This window comes from Streptomyces sp. SID8374 (assembly GCF_009865135.1).
Taxonomy (GTDB): Bacteria; Actinomycetota; Actinomycetes; order Streptomycetales; family Streptomycetaceae; genus Streptomyces.
On the sequence record NZ_WWGH01000001.1, the window covers coordinates 1,673,759 to 1,690,190 of the forward strand.

16 protein-coding genes are annotated in these 16,432 nt (G+C 72.2%); 10 read left to right on the forward strand and 6 right to left on the reverse strand.

The window, feature by feature from the left end; genetic code table 11:
• Positions 1-33: 33 nt before the first annotated feature.
• The gene (locus GTY67_RS07515; protein ID WP_161278163.1) at positions 34-1,854 is read right to left on the reverse strand and encodes a regulator; all 1,821 of its coding nucleotides are present in this window, start codon (positions 1,852-1,854) and stop codon (positions 34-36) included.
• 302 nt (positions 1,855-2,156) lie between these two features.
• On the opposite strand from GTY67_RS07515, the gene lipB reads away from it, so the two are divergent.
• The 4 genes from lipB to GTY67_RS07535 all read left to right on the forward strand — a co-directional run bounded on the left by lipB (position 2,157) and on the right by GTY67_RS07535 (position 5,346).
• Positions 2,157-2,990 (forward strand): lipoyl(octanoyl) transferase LipB, encoded by an 834-nt coding sequence (gene lipB / locus GTY67_RS07520; RefSeq protein WP_093686096.1) that lies wholly within the window; start codon positions 2,157-2,159, stop codon positions 2,988-2,990.
• A gap of 159 nt (positions 2,991-3,149) precedes the next feature.
• A complete protein-coding gene (gene lipA, locus GTY67_RS07525; RefSeq protein WP_093686095.1) occupies positions 3,150-4,127 on the forward strand; it encodes a lipoyl synthase in 978 nt (325 codons plus the stop codon).
• Positions 4,128-4,407: 280 nt separating this feature from the next.
• Positions 4,408-4,608 (forward strand): hypothetical protein, encoded by a 201-nt coding sequence (locus GTY67_RS07530; protein WP_093686094.1) that lies wholly within the window; start codon positions 4,408-4,410, stop codon positions 4,606-4,608.
• A gap of 30 nt (positions 4,609-4,638) precedes the next feature.
• Positions 4,639-5,346, forward strand: coding sequence for a DUF4191 domain-containing protein (locus tag GTY67_RS07535; protein ID WP_030564325.1), 708 nt, complete (start codon positions 4,639-4,641; stop codon positions 5,344-5,346).
• Between the two features lie 72 nt (positions 5,347-5,418).
• Here GTY67_RS07535 and GTY67_RS07540 read toward each other — a convergent pair whose 3' ends face one another.
• Positions 5,419-5,826, reverse strand: coding sequence for an RDD family protein (locus GTY67_RS07540; protein ID WP_176727340.1), 408 nt, complete (start codon positions 5,824-5,826; stop codon positions 5,419-5,421).
• Positions 5,827-6,120: 294 nt separating this feature from the next.
• Here GTY67_RS07540 and glnA point away from each other — a divergent pair, with 294 nt between their 5' ends.
• The gene (glnA, locus tag GTY67_RS07545; protein WP_161278164.1) at positions 6,121-7,530 is read left to right on the forward strand and encodes a type I glutamate--ammonia ligase; all 1,410 of its coding nucleotides are present in this window, start codon (positions 6,121-6,123) and stop codon (positions 7,528-7,530) included.
• A 124-nt stretch (positions 7,531-7,654) separates the two neighbouring features.
• Here the strand turns inward: glnA and GTY67_RS07550 are convergent, their stop codons facing one another.
• Both GTY67_RS07550 and GTY67_RS07555 read right to left on the reverse strand, forming a co-directional pair.
• Entirely contained in the window at positions 7,655-8,044 is a 390-nt protein-coding gene (locus tag GTY67_RS07550) for a GNAT family protein (RefSeq protein WP_161278165.1), read from the reverse strand.
• Positions 8,045-8,263: 219 nt separating this feature from the next.
• Positions 8,264-8,569 carry a hypothetical protein gene (locus GTY67_RS07555; protein ID WP_161278166.1) on the reverse strand — a complete coding sequence of 102 codons (306 nt, stop codon included), beginning with the start codon at positions 8,567-8,569 and terminating at the stop codon, positions 8,264-8,266.
• 119 nt (positions 8,570-8,688) lie between these two features.
• Between GTY67_RS07555 and GTY67_RS07560 the strand changes: the two genes are divergently transcribed.
• Positions 8,689-9,048 carry an arsenate reductase family protein gene (locus GTY67_RS07560; RefSeq protein ID WP_093686081.1) on the forward strand — a complete coding sequence of 120 codons (360 nt, stop codon included), beginning with the start codon at positions 8,689-8,691 and terminating at the stop codon, positions 9,046-9,048.
• A gap of 9 nt (positions 9,049-9,057) precedes the next feature.
• Here GTY67_RS07560 and GTY67_RS07565 read toward each other — a convergent pair whose 3' ends face one another.
• Positions 9,058-9,555 (reverse strand): carboxymuconolactone decarboxylase family protein, encoded by a 498-nt coding sequence (locus tag GTY67_RS07565; protein ID WP_161278167.1) that lies wholly within the window; start codon positions 9,553-9,555, stop codon positions 9,058-9,060.
• A gap of 47 nt (positions 9,556-9,602) precedes the next feature.
• On the opposite strand from GTY67_RS07565, the gene GTY67_RS07570 reads away from it, so the two are divergent.
• A complete protein-coding gene (locus GTY67_RS07570) occupies positions 9,603-11,024 on the forward strand; it encodes a PLP-dependent aminotransferase family protein (RefSeq protein WP_161278168.1) in 1,422 nt (473 codons plus the stop codon).
• 271 nt (positions 11,025-11,295) lie between these two features.
• Here the strand turns inward: GTY67_RS07570 and GTY67_RS07575 are convergent, their stop codons facing one another.
• On the reverse strand, positions 11,296-12,249 hold the full coding sequence (locus tag GTY67_RS07575; RefSeq protein ID WP_161278169.1) for a Gfo/Idh/MocA family oxidoreductase: 954 nt from the start codon (positions 12,247-12,249) through the stop codon (positions 11,296-11,298).
• Between the two features lie 244 nt (positions 12,250-12,493).
• On the opposite strand from GTY67_RS07575, the gene GTY67_RS07580 reads away from it, so the two are divergent.
• The 3 genes from GTY67_RS07580 to glnII all read left to right on the forward strand — a co-directional run bounded on the left by GTY67_RS07580 (position 12,494) and on the right by glnII (position 16,378).
• Positions 12,494-14,014 (forward strand): hypothetical protein, encoded by a 1,521-nt coding sequence (locus GTY67_RS07580; RefSeq protein ID WP_161278170.1) that lies wholly within the window; start codon positions 12,494-12,496, stop codon positions 14,012-14,014.
• On the forward strand, positions 14,011-15,150 hold the full coding sequence (locus GTY67_RS07585; protein ID WP_161278171.1) for a hypothetical protein: 1,140 nt from the start codon (positions 14,011-14,013) through the stop codon (positions 15,148-15,150). Before GTY67_RS07580 ends, GTY67_RS07585 begins: the two co-directional genes overlap by 4 nt.
• A 193-nt stretch (positions 15,151-15,343) precedes the next feature.
• Positions 15,344-16,378: a glutamine synthetase gene (gene glnII / locus GTY67_RS07590; protein ID WP_093691760.1), complete on the forward strand. Its 1,035-nt coding sequence runs from the start codon at positions 15,344-15,346 to the stop codon at positions 16,376-16,378.
• Positions 16,379-16,432 lie beyond the last annotated feature (54 nt).

Consider the following 16,432-nt stretch of genomic DNA (forward strand, 5'->3'; position numbering starts at 1 on the left):
AGCTGGGGGCCGGAAGGCAGAGCCCGCGTGGTGTCAGCCCAGCGCCGCCACCCGGTCGCGGTAACCGCGTACGGGCGCGGCGTCCCGGTACGGCTCCAGGCTGCGCTCGAAAGCGCGTACGTACTCGGCGGCCCGGACCGAGCGCATCTCCGAGGCCTGCTGGGCGGCCTCGGCCCCCAGCTGGCACGCCTGCTCCAGCTCGCCGAGGCCCAGCCGGGCGGAGGCCAGCACCACCCGGCAGAACAGCCGGCTACGGGCGTACGCCGGGGCACGGAGCTGGAGCGAGCGCTCCGCGTGCTGGGCGGCGGCCCGGTACTGCTGGAGGTCGCGGTGACAGTGGCCTAGCTCATGGGCGAGCTGGGCCTCGTCGAAGGGGCGGGCCCACGGCGGCGCCTCGTCCCCGGGGCGCGCGATCTCCAGGGCGTGCTCCGCCCGGGTCAGCGCGGCGGTGCAGGCCCGCGCCTCGCCGAGGATGCCGTGGCCGCGCGCCTCGACCGAGTGCAGCAGTGCCTGGACGAGGGGCGGGGCGGAGGAGCCGATGCCCTGCTGGGAGACGCGGGCGAGCTGGACGGCCTCCCTGCCGTGGCCGAGGTGGACGGCCTGGCGGCTCATGGTGATCAGGACGTACGCCCCGTAGCCGCGGTCCCCGGCGGCCTGGGCGAGCCGCAGGGCCTGGACGAAGTACCGCTGGGCCAGGCCGTGGGCGGCGATGTCGAACGAGGTCCACCCGGCCAGCCGGGTCAGGTCGGCGACCGCGGCGAAGAGGCGGCGCCCGGTGGTCTCGCCGTAACTCCCGCGGAGCATCGGCTCGGCCTCGTGCTCCAGATACCGCACGAGGGCCTGGCGGGCGTGGCCGCCGCCGTAGGTGTGGTCGAGGGTGCGGAAGAGCTCACCGACCGACCGCAGCGCCGCGACGTCACCGTGGCCCACCCGCAGGCCGGGCCCGCGCTCGGTCTGCCGCTGTCGCGGGACCACGGGGAGCGACTCCGTACCCGTACCCGTACCGGAAGCGGCTCCGGAGCCGGGCAGAGGCCCGGGCAGGGGCCCCACCCCTGGTCGGCCGCCGGGACCGGGCTGGGCCGTTCCGGACGGGTCCGCCCCGGGCGGCTGGCCACCGGCCGGGGCGTGGTGGCCGACGGAAGGAGCGGGCCGACCGACGGGCCGCACAGGTCCGCCGGGCCGGGGCAGGCCGCGGAGATCGGTGCGCAGCCCCCCGTCCGTACGACTCAGCCCTGAAGCGTCCGTACGGCCCGGGCCTGACGCCTCCGTGCGGCCCATGCCGGGTGCCTCGGCCGTACGTCCCAGGCCCGGCGACTCCGTACGGCCCGGTGCCGGGGCTCCACCGGCGGCCCCGGCACCTCCCCTGCGGTGCGGGGCGGGCGGCTGGGCCGCCCCGCCGTCGCGGGCCACCCACTCGTCGGCGCGGCCGATCAGCCAGTCGCGGCTGGGGACGACGAGACCGGCGGGGGTGAAGGCGATCTTGCGCAGCTCGGTGTGCGTACCCGAGTCCTTGCGCCACAGGCCGCTCACGATGTCGACGGCCTCGGCGGGGGTGGCCGCGAACTCCAGCCCCGCGTAGACGGGTGCGCAGGCGTCGAGACCCAGGTCCTGGGCCGAGAGCCGGCGGCCGAGGCGCCGGGTGAAGACCTCGGCGATCAGGGCGGGGGTGGTGCCACGGGGCTGCTGTCCCCGCAGCCAGCGGGTGACCGAGGTCTTGTCGTACCGCAGGTCCAGTCCGTGTTCGAGGCCGAGCTGATCGACCCGGCGGGCGAGGCCCGCGTGGGAGAACCCGGCTTCCGCGATGAGAGAGGCGAGGCGGCGGTTGGGCGTGCGCTGCGGGGGTCGTTCCGACATCAGCTGTACGGTCTCCTGCCTTCGGGGGCCCGGGCAGCCCCTGGGGAACGGCGCGAATTTAGCGTCCGCCGGGGCGGTCGGAGACACCCTTTGCTCCACGTTCATCCGATCGTGTGAGGATTGTGGACAGAGCTGACAGAAGGGACCGGACCTCCCTCACGTCGGGAAGCACCTCATCCACCTGCCGGTGGGCCGGCCGGGTGACGGTCGTACAGTGGTTGCGGGCGCGATCAGTGCAGGGTGCCGTCATCCCGGGGACACCCCTTCGGGCACACGGCGCCCGACGTAGGGAGGCATCTGTCGTGAGCGAGCTGCGGTTCGTCCGTCTGGGCTTCGGTGACGAGGCCGTCGAGTACACGGAGGCCTGGCAGAAGCAGCGCGAGGTGCACGCGGCCCGGTTCGAGGACCTGGTGCCGGACACCTGTCTGCTCCTGGAGCACCCGCCCGTCTACACGGCGGGCCGTCGTACCGCCGACAGCGAGCGACCGCTGGACGGCACCCCGGTCATCGATGTGGACCGGGGCGGAAAGATCACCTGGCACGGCCCGGGGCAGCTCGTCGGCTACCCGATCCAGAAGCTGCCGCGCCCGGTCGACGTCGTCGCGCACGTCCGCCGCCTGGAGGACGCGCTGATCCGTACGGCCGCCGACTTCGGGGTGGAGACCTCGCGGGTCGAGGGCCGCAGCGGTGTCTGGGTGCTCGGCGACCCGGTCGAACAGCGCCAGGCGCTCGGCGGGCTCTCGCTGGACTTCGACCCCAGACTCCAGGACGAGGAGTTCGACCCGCGGCTCAACGGCCCGGAGTACGCCCCGTCCAACGCGGGCCAGCGCCGCGAGGACCGCAAGCTGGCCGCGATCGGGATCCGGGTCGCCAAGGGTGTGACGATGCACGGCTTCGCGCTCAACGTGAACCCGGACAACACCTGGTTCGACAAGATCGTGCCGTGCGGCATCCGTGACGCGGGGGTGACGTCCCTCTCGAACGAGCTGGGCCGCGAGATCACCATCGAGGAGGTGCTGCCGGTCGCCGAGAAGCACCTGCGGGACATCCTGGAGAACGCGGAGCTGGCGCCCCGCACCATCGACCGGCCGGCCGAGCAGTCGGCCGAGCAGCCGAAGGCCGCGGCCCCGGCGTAGTACCGGCCAGTAGCCCCGACCACCGTCACCGGCCGGGGAATAGGCCCCGTCGGCCGCAGGTTGGCCAGACGTAAGGCCGTTTGATTTACGGGCGTACCCTGGTGTTCGCCGAAGAATCCCATGCGAATCCCACGCAGCAGAAAGCAAAGGGGAGCCGGAGTGTCCGCTGTCGCACCCGACGGGCGCAAGATGCTGCGCCTGGAGGTCCGAAACAGCCAGACCCCCATCGAGCGCAAGCCCGAGTGGATCAAAACGCGGGCGAAGATGGGCCCCGAGTACAAGCAGCTGCAAAATCTCGTGAAGGGCGAGGGGCTGCACACGGTCTGCCAGGAGGCGGGCTGCCCCAACATCTTCGAGTGCTGGGAGGACCGCGAGGCCACCTTCCTCATCGGCGGCGACCAGTGCACGCGGCGCTGCGACTTCTGCCAGATCGACACGGGCAAGCCGCAGGCGCTGGACCGTGACGAGCCCCGCCGGGTCGGCGAGTCCGTCGTCAAGATGGACCTGAACTACGCCACCATCACCGGCGTCGCCCGCGACGACCTGGAGGACGGCGGATCCTGGCTGTACGCCGAGACCGTCCGCCAGATCCACACGCTGACGGCGGAGCGGGAGGCGGGCGCGACCAAGGTCGAGCTGCTGATCCCCGACTTCAACGCCGAGCCCGAGCAGCTCGCCGAGGTCTTCTCCTCGCGCCCCGAGGTGCTCGCGCACAACGTGGAGACGGTGCCGCGCATCTTCAAGCGCATCCGCCCCGGCTTCCGCTACGAGCGGTCCCTGGAAGTCATCACGCGGGCCCGCGAGGCCGGTCTGGTGACCAAGTCGAACCTGATCCTCGGCATGGGCGAGACCCGTGAAGAGGTCAGCGAGGCGCTCCAGGACCTGTACGACGCGGGTTGCGAGCTCATCACGATTACGCAGTACCTGCGGCCCACCGTGCGCCACCACCCGGTGGAACGCTGGGTGAAGCCGATGGAGTTCGTGGAGCTGAAGGACGAGGCCGACGCGATCGGCTACTCCGGCGTGATGTCGGGGCCGCTGGTGCGTTCCTCGTACCGCGCGGGCCGTCTCTTCCAGCAGGCGATGGAGGCCCGTGGCGCGGCCACCGGAAGCGTGCCGGCCGCCCAGGCCGTGTGAGCAACCGTGTGAGTCCGCTCACCCGGACTACCGAGCAGTAACCGCAGGAACGAAGCGGCTCGTGCGCTCCCCGCAGGTGAGGGGCGCGGATGGGCCGCTTCGGCGTGCGGAGCACCGGAATGAAGGGTTCATTGGTGTTTGACCGCCCGGTCACGCACTGGTAACACCAAGCAGTGACCCTAGGTACACGTGCAGCGGCAGCTCCCACGGCCGCCGCCGTCACTGCTTCCCGTACTCAGTCCGCGCCCCGGGTGGCGCATTCACTCCGAGGGGGAACACCATGCAGGCCGCACCGGTCCGCGCCCACGCCATTCCGTCCGTCACCACCGCCCTGCGCGCCGTCGAGTCGCTGCTGCTGAGCAGCGGCCAGCGCACCGCCCGCCGCAACGCCTGGACGGCCGTCCTGGAGGACCGCCGCCGGGCCAAGGACCGGGTGGAGTCCCCTTACGTGCCGGACGCGGTGGCCGACCACCGTTCCTAGGTCGCTTCCACGCCACGTAAACTTCGGTACATGGCGAGGAAGGCAAAAACCGAAGGCGCGGACAGCGCCGAGAACGCAGGGCGGCTCAAGCAGATCGCCCTGACCTACAAGATGACCAGGCGGTCCGACAGCAAGATCGGGTTCATCGTCGCGGGCGTGGGAATCGCCACGTTCGGTGTCCTCCTCGGCATCGGCTTCGTGATCGGCCACCCGGTCTACCTGGGCATCCTGGGCTTCGTCCTGGCCGTCCTCGCGATGGCGATCATCTTCGGACGACGTGCCGAACGAGCGGCCTTCGGGCAGATGGAGGGCCAGCCCGGTGCGGCGGCCGCCGTCCTGGACCGGATCGGACGCGGCTGGACCACGACCCCCGCTGTGGCGATGAACCGCAGCCAGGATGTCGTGCACCGGTCCGTCGGCAAGGCCGGCATCGTCCTGGTCGCCGAGGGCAACCCGAACCGGGTGAAGGGCCTCCTGGCGGCCGAGAAGAAGAAGATGGCCCGCATCGTGGTGGACGTCCCGGTCCACGACATCATCGTCGGCAACGGCGAGGGCCAGGTGCCCCTGAAGAAGGTCCGCACCAAGATGCTGAAGCTCCCCCGCGTCCTGACCGGCCCCCAGGTGACCACCACCAACGACCGGCTGCGCGCGATGGGCGACCTGATGAGCAACATGCCGCTGCCGAAGGGCCCGATGCCGAAGGGCATGCGGATGCCGCGCGGCGGAAAGATGCGCTGAGCACGCGTACGCAGGACGGCCCCGGACCGAGGAATGGTCCGGGGCCGCCGCGTTCTGCGGGTGTACGGGCGTCTACATCCGAACCTGTACGGCGCGGCCGAGGCGGTCGTGGAGGCCGCGCCCGTCGCGGTCCCAGACGAGGGCGGGAATGACGAGCAGGAGCAGGACGGTACGTACGAGAACGCGCCCGAAGCCGAGGCGGCCGCCGTCCTCGGAGACCACGCGCAGCCCGAGGAGGCGCTTGCCGGGGGTGCAGCCGATGGTGCCGACGGTGAGGGCGCTCATGAGGAGGAAGACGCCGAGCGCCCAGTTCCCCGCCGCCTGCTGGTCACCGCGAGCGAGCAGCCCGTATGCGATCACCATGCAGACCGACCAGTCGATGAAGATGGCGCCGAAACGGCGGCCGAGCGGGGCGATGGCCCCCGGCCCCTCCTCGGGCAGCCCGAGCCGCTTGCCGCGGTAGCCGAAGTCGGCACCCATCTCTTCGGCGGCCGCGCGGGGCCCCGAGAGCCACGATCCGATTGCTTGCCTGTTGTCCACCCGTCCACGGTACTGCGCCCAGGTTTGGGCCCGACCGGGCGGGGCACGGAAACAGCCGCGCGGAGACAGCCGCTGAGATGCCGCCCACCCTCGCCCCGGTTAACTTGGGCGAAACAAATGGGTCATGCTTGAGAAATCACGCCTGCCTATGGTCGGGTCCAGCGTGTGCCACCGCACTGGCCGCACCACGAGCTACAACCCCGTCCCTCCCGGGCCGGGAGTAGGAGGAGTTGGATGTTCCAGAACGCCGACGAAGTGCAGAAGTACGTAGCGGACAACGACGTCAAGTTCATCGATGTCCGGTTCTGCGACCTGCCCGGGGTGATGCAGCACTTCACGATCCCGGCAGCGACCTTCGACCCGGCCGAGGAACTCGCCTTCGACGGCTCGTCGATCCGCGGTTTCCAGGCGATCCACGAGTCCGACATGGCGCTGCGCGCGGACCTGTCGACGGCTCGGGTGGACCCCTTCCGCCGCGACAAGACCGTCAACATCAACTTCTTCATCCACGACCCGATCACGGGCGAGCAGTACAGCCGTGACCCGCGCAACATCGCCAAGAAGGCCGAGGCCTACCTCGCCTCGACCGGCTTCGCGGACACCGCGTACTTCGGCCCGGAGGCCGAGTTCTACGTCTTCGACAACGTCCGTTTCCAGACGTCGGCGAACGAGAGCTTCTACCACATCGACTCCGAGGCCGGCGCCTGGAACACCGGGTCGGAGGAGAACAACCGCGGCTACAAGGTCCGCTACAAGGGCGGCTACTTCCCGGTCCCGCCGGTGGACCACTTCGCCGACCTGCGTGCCGAGATCTCCCTGGAGCTGGACAAGAACGGCCTCCAGGTCGAGCGCCAGCACCACGAGGTCGGCACCGCCGGCCAGGCCGAGATCAACTACAAGTTCAACACGCTGCTCGCCGCGGCCGACGACCTGATGCTCTTCAAGTACATCGTGAAGAACGTCGCCTGGCGCAACGGCAAGACCGCGACCTTCATGCCGAAGCCGATCTTCGGCGACAACGGCTCGGGCATGCACGTGCACCAGTCGCTGTGGCAGGGCGGCACGCCGCTCTTCTACGACGAGCAGGGTTACGCCGGCCTGTCGGACATGGCGCGCTACTACATCGGCGGCATCCTGAAGCACGCCCCGTCGCTGCTGGCGTTCACCAACCCGACGGTGAACTCGTACCACCGCCTGGTCCCCGGCTTCGAGGCCCCGGTCAACATGGTGTACTCGCAGCGCAACCGCTCCGCCGCGATGCGCATCCCGATCACCGGCTCGAACCCGAAGGCCAAGCGCGTCGAGTTCCGCGCCCCGGACCCGTCCTCCAACCCGTACCTCGCGTTCTCCGCGCTGCTGATGGCGGGCCTGGACGGCGTCAAGAACAAGATCGAGCCGGCCGAGCCGATCGACAAGGACCTCTACGAGCTGGCTCCCGAGGAGCACGCCAACGTCCAGCAGGTCCCGACGTCCCTCCCGGCCGTGCTGGAGGCCCTGGAGGCGGACAACGAATACCTCCAGGCGGGCGGCGTCTTCACGTCCGACCTGATCGAGACGTGGATCGACTACAAGCGCACGAACGAGATCGCCCCGATCCAGCTGCGCCCGCACCCGCACGAGTTCGAGCTGTACTTCGACATCTAAGCCGCGGGTCGCGCTCGCTGAGCGCCTGACTCCTGATGCCTGAGGCACCGAGGGCCGCCACCTCCTTCCGGGGGTGGCGGCCCTCGCTCGTGCAGGCCTCGGGCGACCGGAAGCCGGCCCACCCTCACCGCAACGAAGGCCGCGCCCGTCCTGCCCACCACTCGTCCGCCGTGATGCCCAGCAGGACCACGTCGTGGTGGGCGCCCGCGAAGAACTCGTGTTGGCGCAGGCGGCCCTCCTCCGTGAAGCCGAGGCTGCGGTACAGGGCCAGGGAAGCGTCGTTGAAGGCGTGCTCGAAGCGGGTCTCGATGACCAGGTGGTACGCGGCGGGGTTCGGGGTGCGGGCGGCGCGTTCGGTGGCCCAGGCGCGGAAGCTCTCGTCGGAGCGCGGAGGGTCGACCACGTCGGCGTTGCGGGTGTCCACGGTGTGCAGGGCCAGGGCGGGGAAGCCCTCCCAGTCGGCGGGTTCGATGCCTCGGAGGCGTATCCGCTCGCCGGTCCACAGGTCGCTCATCGCGCTCCCCCGGGTCCATGTCCGGGTCCGTTGTTCGGCGTGGTCGCCTCGGTCGTCATCCGGTCACAGTAGAGGCGACCGGCACCGTGTTCGGCGCCTTTTCGGGCGACCGCGCCCTCCGGCCCGCCAGGCGGCAGCCCAGGCAGCCGGGGTGGCCCCGGCGGGCGCGTAGGCATGACTGTGCCCCCCGGACCGTTCGGAACCGGGGGCACAGCGCTGTCAGCGGCCGTAGCGGATCAGGGCGCGGACCATGCGGCAGGTGGTGTCGGACGGCGGGTGCATGCCCAGGCGTTCGGCGGTGGTCCGTATCTTGTGGTTTCCGGCGCTGGCCGGCTGGTAGACCCCGCTGTCCAGCAGGGCGATCGCGAGGCGCATGGCCTTGAGGCGGCGGTTGTGCGACACGTACCACTCGCGGGGGCGGCCCGCGGGCAGGCGCTTCTTCGTCGGCGGGGTGGGAAGCGGCGGGTGGAAGGGCATCGGGAGCTGTCGGTCGAGCGGCTCGGTCGTGGCTGCGGCAACGGCCATCGGCATCCTCCTGGCAGGGTGGTGGAACCCTCACGAACTCCCTCCATTTTACTGCCCCCCACTGACAATCGCCCCTGGCCAGAGGCGTTTTCGGCAGTCCCTCGCGTAACCTTGGCCCCATGGAGATCTGGATCAATCCGGCCTGTTCCAAGTGCCGTAGCGCGGTCAGTCTGCTGGACGCCGAAGGGGCCGACTACACCGTCCGGCGCTACCTGGAGGACGTGCCCTCGCCCGAGGAGATCCGGGCCGTTCTCGACCGGCTCGGCCTTGAGCCGTGGGACATCACGCGGACGCAGGAGGCGGTGGCCAAGGAGCTCGGGCTCAAGGAGTGGCCGCGGGACGCCGGTTCGCGGGAGCGGTGGGTCACCGCCCTGTCCGAGCACCCCAAGCTGATCCAGCGGCCCATCATCACCGCCGATGACGGTACGGCTGTTGTGGCGCGGAGTGAGGAAGCCGTGCGGGATGCTTTGGGGCGGTAAGACCGGTTTTCAGCGTTCGTCCGTGCCCGCTCGCTTCGCCGTGGCGAGGGCTATGCGGTTCCAGGTGTTGATCGTGAGGATCAGGGCGAGGAGCTGGGCCAGTTCCTGCTCGGCGAAGTGGTCCGCCGCTCTGGCGTAGATCGCGTCCGGGACCCCGGCGTCACCGATTCGCGTGACCGCGTCCGTCAGGGCCAGGGCCGCCTGTTCCCGTTCCGTGAAGAAGTGGGGCGCCTCCCGCCAGACCGCCACCATGTGCAGCCGCTCCTCGCTCTCCCCCGCCTTCCGCGCGTCCGTCGTGTGCATGTGGAGGCAGTACGCGCAGTGGTTCAGGTGCGAGGAGCGGATCTGGACCAGCTCCACCAGCGTGGGGTCCAGGTCCTCGCGGGCCGCCGCGTCCAGGCCGATCACCGCCCGGAACACCCTCGGGGCGGCCTTCGCGAAATTGAGCCGGGCGGTGGGGGCGGGGGTGGCGGTGCGGTTCTGCGGCTTGATCTCCGTCGTCGTCATGGGTACGAATCTATGGGCGCAGGCGACCGGTTGTGGGGTGCATTCCGATGGCTGAATCGTGGGTCAATTCGGCGGAGATCCTGGGCAGTGATCTGCCGTTGGAGCTCTCCGGTACGGGGAACCGCCGGGCCGTCCTGATGGGCGCCCTCCGCGAGGCCGTGCGCAGCGGGCGGCTCTCCCCGGGTACGCGGCTGCCGCCGTACCGTTCGCTCGCCGCCGACCTCGGGCTCGCCCGTAACACCGTCGCCGACGCCTACGCGGAGCTGGTCGCGGAGGGCTGGCTCGCCGCCCGCCAGGGCTCCGGCACCCGGGTCGCCGAGCGCGCCGCGCCCGTCACTCCGGCCCACCGCCCCCGCACCCCGGAACGCCCCTCCCGCCCCGTCCACGACCTGGTCCAGGGGCAGCCGGACCCCGCCGCTTTCCCGCGCACCGCCTGGCTGGCCTCCGCCCGGCGGGCGCTCACCGCCGCCCCCAACGACGCGTTCGGGCCCGGCGATCCGCACGGGCGGCCCGAGCTGCGGCAGGCGCTGGCCGGCTATCTGGCCCGGGTGCGCGGGGTGCGGGCCTCCCCGGAGCGCATCGTCCTCTGCTCGGGCGCCGCGCACGGGCTGCGGCTCCTGGCGGAGGTGGTGGGCGGCCCGTGGGCGGCGGAGGCGTACGGGCTGCCGTTCCACCGCGAGCTGCTCGCCTCGCACGGTGTCGGCACCCGGCCGGTGGGTGTCGACCGGGACGGGGCCCGGGTCGATGAGCTGACCCGCCACGACCGGGCCGTACTCCTCACGCCCGCCCACCAGTTCCCGACCGGCGGGCCCCTGCACCCGGCGCGGCGGGCGGCGGTGGTCGACTGGGCGCGGTCCACGGGCGGGCTCGTCGTGGAGGACGACTACGACGGGGAGTTCCGCTACGACCGGCAGCCCGTGGGGGCCGTTCAAGGACTCGATCCCGAGCATGTGGTGCTGCTGGGGTCGGTGAGCAAGAGCCTCTCCCCCGCCCTGCGGATCGGCTGGATGGTGCTGCCCGAGCGGCTGGTGGCGCCTGTCGTCGCGACGAAGGGCGAGCGCGAGCAGTTCTCCGGCGCCACCGATCAGCTCACGCTCGCGGACTTCGTCGACTCGGGGGCGTACGACCGTCATGTACGCCGGATGCGGCAGCGCCACCGGCGGCGCCGGGACCAGTTGGTGGCGGCGCTGGAGCAGCGGGCGCCGCACGTCCGGGTCACCGGGATCGCGGCGGGGCTGCACGCGGTGGTGGAGCTGCCGCCCGGCACCGAGCGGTCGGTGGTGCGGGCGGCGGCCTGGCAGGGGCTCGCGGTGGAGGGGCTCGCCGACTACCGGCATCCGGGGGCGGAGCGGGCAGCGCGGGCGGAGGGCGAGCGGGACGGGCTCGTCGTGGGGTACGCCACCCCCGCCGAACACGCCTACCCGGAGGCGTTGGAGGCCCTGTGCCGGGCCCTTCCGCCGCCGGGGTGAGCCATCCCGGGTGCCGGGCGGTCGCCGCCCGCACCGGACCGGGCCGGTCAGGCCGCTCGTGCCGTCGCCCGCGCCGGGCCGAGCCCCGGTCACCGGCCGCCCGTGCCCATCGCACGCGCCCGGCCCAGCCCCCGGTCACCGTACGCTCGTGCCCACCGCTCGCGCCCGGCCGAGCCCCCGGCCACCGATCGCTCGTGCCGTCGCTCGCGCCCGGCCGAGCCCCCGGCCACCGATCGCTCGTGCCGTCATCCGGGCCCGGCCGAGCCCCCGGTCACCGGGCGGTCGCCGCCTGGCTCTCCGCCTCCGCCAGCAGCTCCGTCAGCCGGAGGCCGAAGCGGGCGTCGCAGGGGTGCGGCACCCCCGTACGTACCGCTTCGGACAGCGCGTCCACCGCTCCCCGGAACGCCGCCTCCGCGCCGTCCCAGCCCGGGATCGCGGCCGTCCCGTGCTCGCCCCGCACCTCGATGTCCATGCCCGCCGCGGCCGGCGGGGCGCTCAGGCCGAGGGTCACCGTGCTGGAGGCGCCGGAGGTGTGGCGCAGGATCAGGTGCGTGGTGTCGGCGGGGCCGCGCGCGGCGGTCAGCTCGGTGACCTCCCCCAGCACCGGGATCAGCACCGACAGCGCGTGCGGGCCGACGTCCCACAGGCCGCCCTTCTCGCGCCGCCACGGGGAGTCCGCGTACTCGCTGGTGGACCCCTCGGCGTAGAGCGAGCCGAGCCACTGGGCGCGGGCGGTGAACCAGCCGTCCACCGCCGCCTGTTCGGCGATCCACGCGGCGGTCTCGGGCGCGAAGCGGAGCGTGCAGAAGACGACGGAGGCCACCCCTGCCTTCGCCGCCGCCTCCGCGACCGCGCGGGCCCCCTCCACCGTCGTGGCGACCGGCTTGTCCATCAGGAGGTGACAGCCCGCCTCCGCCGCCCGGACCGCGAGCGGCGCCTGGATGTCCGGCGGCAGCGCGAAGGCCACCGCGTCGCTCGTCTCCAGGAGCTCGTCGATCCCGGCCTCCCCCGTGTACGCCCGGGTCCCGTGGGCGGCGGCCAGGGCCTCCGCCGCCTCGGCGCGCCGGCCCCACACCCCGCTCAACTCGACGCCGGGGTGGGCGGCGAGCGCTGGGGCCTGCGTGTTGCGCGCCCAGGGGCCGGTACCGAGGAGGCCGATGCGCAGGGGGGTGGGGGTGGGGCTGGTGGAGCTGTTGGGGCTGGTGGTGTCGGCGGGTGTCGTCATGGGGGTCAGTGTGCCCGGTGCGGGGGCCGGAGTGCCTGGTGCCGGGGGCGAGTGCCGGGTGTGGGGGTGCCCGGACCCAGGGCGGCGGAATGTGGTGGCGCGGGGCGGGCGTGGGCCGTTACGTTTTCGGGGCCGGCCGCGGGACTTCGGCTGCGACTTCCGAGACTTGCCTGTGAAGCGATGATTTCGTTGTTCGCGCCTCCATTCCCCGGCCGGCATCCGCAGTCCTCACCGGGGGAAGTCCATGAACACGCCGCCCGAGCCCCTTGCCGATCTCCGCGAGACCCTTGCCGATCTCGTCGCCGCCGAAGACGTCCTGCTCTTCGCGAATGCGGCGATCACCGCGACCGGACAGCGCGAGTTCCGTTCGGGCGCCCTCGATCAGCAACTCTCGCTGGACTTCCTGCATACGTACGTCCGGGTCAATTACCGCCGTGTGTACGCCGCTTCGCTGGCCCTCGACATCAACGACCACAACGCCGCCCGTATCGTGCTCGGCCTCCTGGAGACCGCCGGTGAGGCGAGCGCCGATGAGCGGCGCACCGAGGGCCGGCTCATCGCCGCCCGGCTGGCGCTGCTGCCTCCGCAGCGGGTCTACCGGCTCTTCGGCGAGGTGCGCCGGGCCGGGATCAACAACCGGCGTACCCGGGCGATCATGCGGAACTGGCTGGCGGCCCGGCCGGACCTGGGGCACGACGCGGTGAAGTACCGCAGCGGGGTGAAGACGGCCGCCCGGCACATCCATCTGCGCTGCGCCGAAGGGGCCGGGGCGGAGGTCGGGGCGTTCCTGTTCCGGCCGGGGAAGCTGCCGCGGTACGAGCACCCGCTGCTGGACGCGTGGCGGCGCGCGCACTACGAGCAGGGGGCCGTGGCCGAGCTGCCGTTCACCGTGGCGGAGGGGTTCGCGGCCCGGCACGGGATGAAGCGCGAGGCGTTCCTGAAGCGGGCCGCGCCCCGGATGACCCGGCTGGAGCGGCTGCGGACCCTGGAGCAGCGGGCGGTGGGCGACCGCCGACCGGACGTCGATCTGACCGTGATGCCGCTGACCCGGCTGGCCCTGTACGTCCTCGCGCTCCCCTTCGAGGAACGGGTCGCCCGCCGTACCGAGCTGACCGGTGCCCTGCGCACCGCCGCCCGCCGGGCCGCGGGCCGGCACGCCGGGAGCTGGGGCCGGGTGCACGCGGTGCTGGACGACAGCTTCTCCTCGTCCGGGTCGGGGCAGAAGCGGCGCCGGCCGCTCGCCGTGGCCCTGGCCTGCCATCACCTGCTGGAGGTGCTCGCCGCGCCGGGCGCGTACCGGGGGCTGTGGACCTCGGGCCGGGGCGATGCCCTGCTCGTACGTCCGTGGGGGCCGACCCCGCTGGGGATGCGGGTCCTGGACGCGCTGGAGCCCGGGCAGGGTGGTGCGGCCCCGGACCGGCTGGTGATCGTTTCGGACGGCTGGGACAACGCCCCGGCGGGGCTGGCGGGCGAGGTGCTGCGGGTGTGGCGCTCGCGGCTGGATCCGGGGCGGCGGACGGCGGTGGTGCACGTCAACCCCGTATACGACGCGGGCGGTTTCGATGTGCGGCGGCTCGCGGCGGGGGTTCCGACGGCCGGGATCCGGGACGCGGAGGATCTGCCCGCGCTGGTGGAGATCGCCCGGTTCGCGGAAGGCCGGACCGGGGCGGCGGAGCTGCACGCGTATCTGGACCGGCGCGTGGCCCTCTTCCTGGGAGAGGGCCACCGACAGGAAAAGCAGGAAGAGGAGGAGGCAGTCTCGTGAACCGGCTGGAGCTGACCGGGCTCACCACCCGGCCCTCGCAGGTGTGGGGCGGCGTCCGGCTCGTACCGCTGGTGCGTGAGGCCCCGGTGGACGGGCTCCGGCTGCACCGGGAGGTGTACGAGCGGCTCGGGGCGGGGGCCGTCGAGGTCGGGCCCCGTACGCGGTACGTCTCCTACATCCCGCACGGGCTGGTCGCCGACTGGTCCGGGGACGGGGAGGGCGCCGAAGGGCAGGGCGGGCAGTCGGCCGCGTACGGCACCCAGTTCGGCGGGCCGGACGCGCCCCGTACCCTTCGGCTGCCGCGCCCGCCCCTCCACCGCATGGCCAAGCGCCGCCCCGGCGACCGGCTCCGGTTCCTGCCGCTCCACCTGGCTCTGGAGGGCTACCTCGCACTGCACTTCGGCGGACCGTCGACCGCCTGGGAGGAGTGGTCGCGGCGGGCGCTGCGCGACGGGCTGTCGCCGCGCGCGGAGGACGCGTACCTCGGGTGGTCGGTGCGGGGGCTCGGGGACGCGCTGCGGATCTTCGAGATCCACCCGGACCAGTGCGGGGTGATGGTGTACGTCGCCGACGCGCTCGCCGCCGCCTTCGTGGTGCCGCACCCGGAGGACTACCGGCTGCTGCACGCCTCGCTGGTGGAGGACCTGTACGGGGAACTGGTGCACCAGTACGCGCTGTACGGGGCCCCGGTCGCGGAGTTCGGGGCACGCCTCGGGGACGGGGCGCACATCCGTACGCTCGCCGATCTCCGGGCGGCGGCGCGCGGGCAGGAGCGGGCGTGGGAGGAGGCGCACGAGGCGCTGTTCGCGCGGGAGCTGCTGGACTCCTCGTACGGGTTCGACCGGGTGTACCGGATGGGGTCGTTCACGCTGTGGCGGTTCCTGCCGCCGTTCGTCCGGGACGGCGGCGGTCAGCACATCGGGGAGACGATCACCGACCACAAGGGACAGGTCGCCTACCTCAAGACGTTCCGGCTCTCCGACGCCCAGATCCGGCGCGGCTATCTGCTGCACGTCCTCGCGGGCGCGGAGTGGGAGCTGTCCCGGGCGGCCGCGACGCTGGGGTCAAGCCGGGAGGAGCTGGTGCGGCGGATCCGCGCCGCCGGGTTCTCGGAGCTCCTCAAGGGCAACGTATGACGCGTACCTACAGGGTGAACCTCTGCGGGACGCGTACCTACAGTGCAAACCCTTGCGGGACGAGTCCCGACAAGGCGCCCTTTTAACGCAGGAAGCCTCGGTAACACGGGGTTCACACTCGGGCAACGGACGGGAAATCGCACCTTGCCAAGCTGCGCGGCATAGACCGCTGCACCCGCAAAGGATGGCGTCCGTGACGTTCAAGGCTGAGTACATCTGGATAGACGGCACCGAGCCGACCGCCAAGCTTCGCTCCAAGACGAAGATCATGGACGGCACGCCGTCGGGCGACGTGGCGGATCTCCCGATCTGGGGATTCGACGGTTCCAGCACCAACCAGGCCGAGGGCCACGCCTCCGACCGCGTGCTGAAGCCCGTCTTCACCTGTCCGGACCCGATCCGCGGCGGCGACGACGTCCTCGTGCTGTGCGAGGTCTTCAACATCGACATGACGCCGCACGAGTCCAACACCCGGGCCGCGCTGCGTCCGGTCGCCGAGCAGTTCGCGGGCCAGGCCCCGATCTTCGGCATCGAGCAGGAGTACACGTTCTTCGACGGCCACCGGCCGCTCGGCTTCCCCGAGGGCGGCTTCCCGGCCGCGCAGGGCGGCTACTACTGCGGGGTCGGCGCGGACGAGATCTTCGGCCGCCAGATCGTGGAGAAGCACCTCGACAACTGCCTGGCCGCCGGGCTCGGGATCTCCGGCATCAACGCCGAGGTCATGCCCGGTCAGTGGGAGTTCCAGGTGGGCCCGCTCTCCCCGCTGGACGTCTCCGACCAGCTGTGGGTGGCCCGTTGGCTGCTCTACCGCACCGCCGAGGACTTCAACGTCTCCGCGACGCTGGACCCGAAGCCGGTCAAGGGCGACTGGAACGGCGCGGGCGCGCACACCAACTTCTCCACCAGGGCGATGCGCGAGGGGTACGAGGCGATCATCACCGCCTGCGAGTCGCTGGGTGAGGGCTCCAAGCCGCTGGACCACGTGAAGAACTACGGCGCGGGCATCGACGACCGGCTCACCGGCCTGCACGAGACCGCCCCGTGGAACGAGTACAGCTACGGCGTCTCCAACCGCGGCGCCTCGGTCCGTATCCCCTGGCAGGTGGAGCAGGACCAGAAGGGCTACATCGAGGACCGCCGTCCCAACGCCAACGTCGACCCGTACGTCGTCACGCGGCTGATCGTCGACACCTGCTGCACCGCGCTGGAGAAGGCCGACCAGGTCTGATCCCGGCACCAGGACGCATACGGGGAGGGGCCCGCCGGTTCGCCGGCGGGCCCC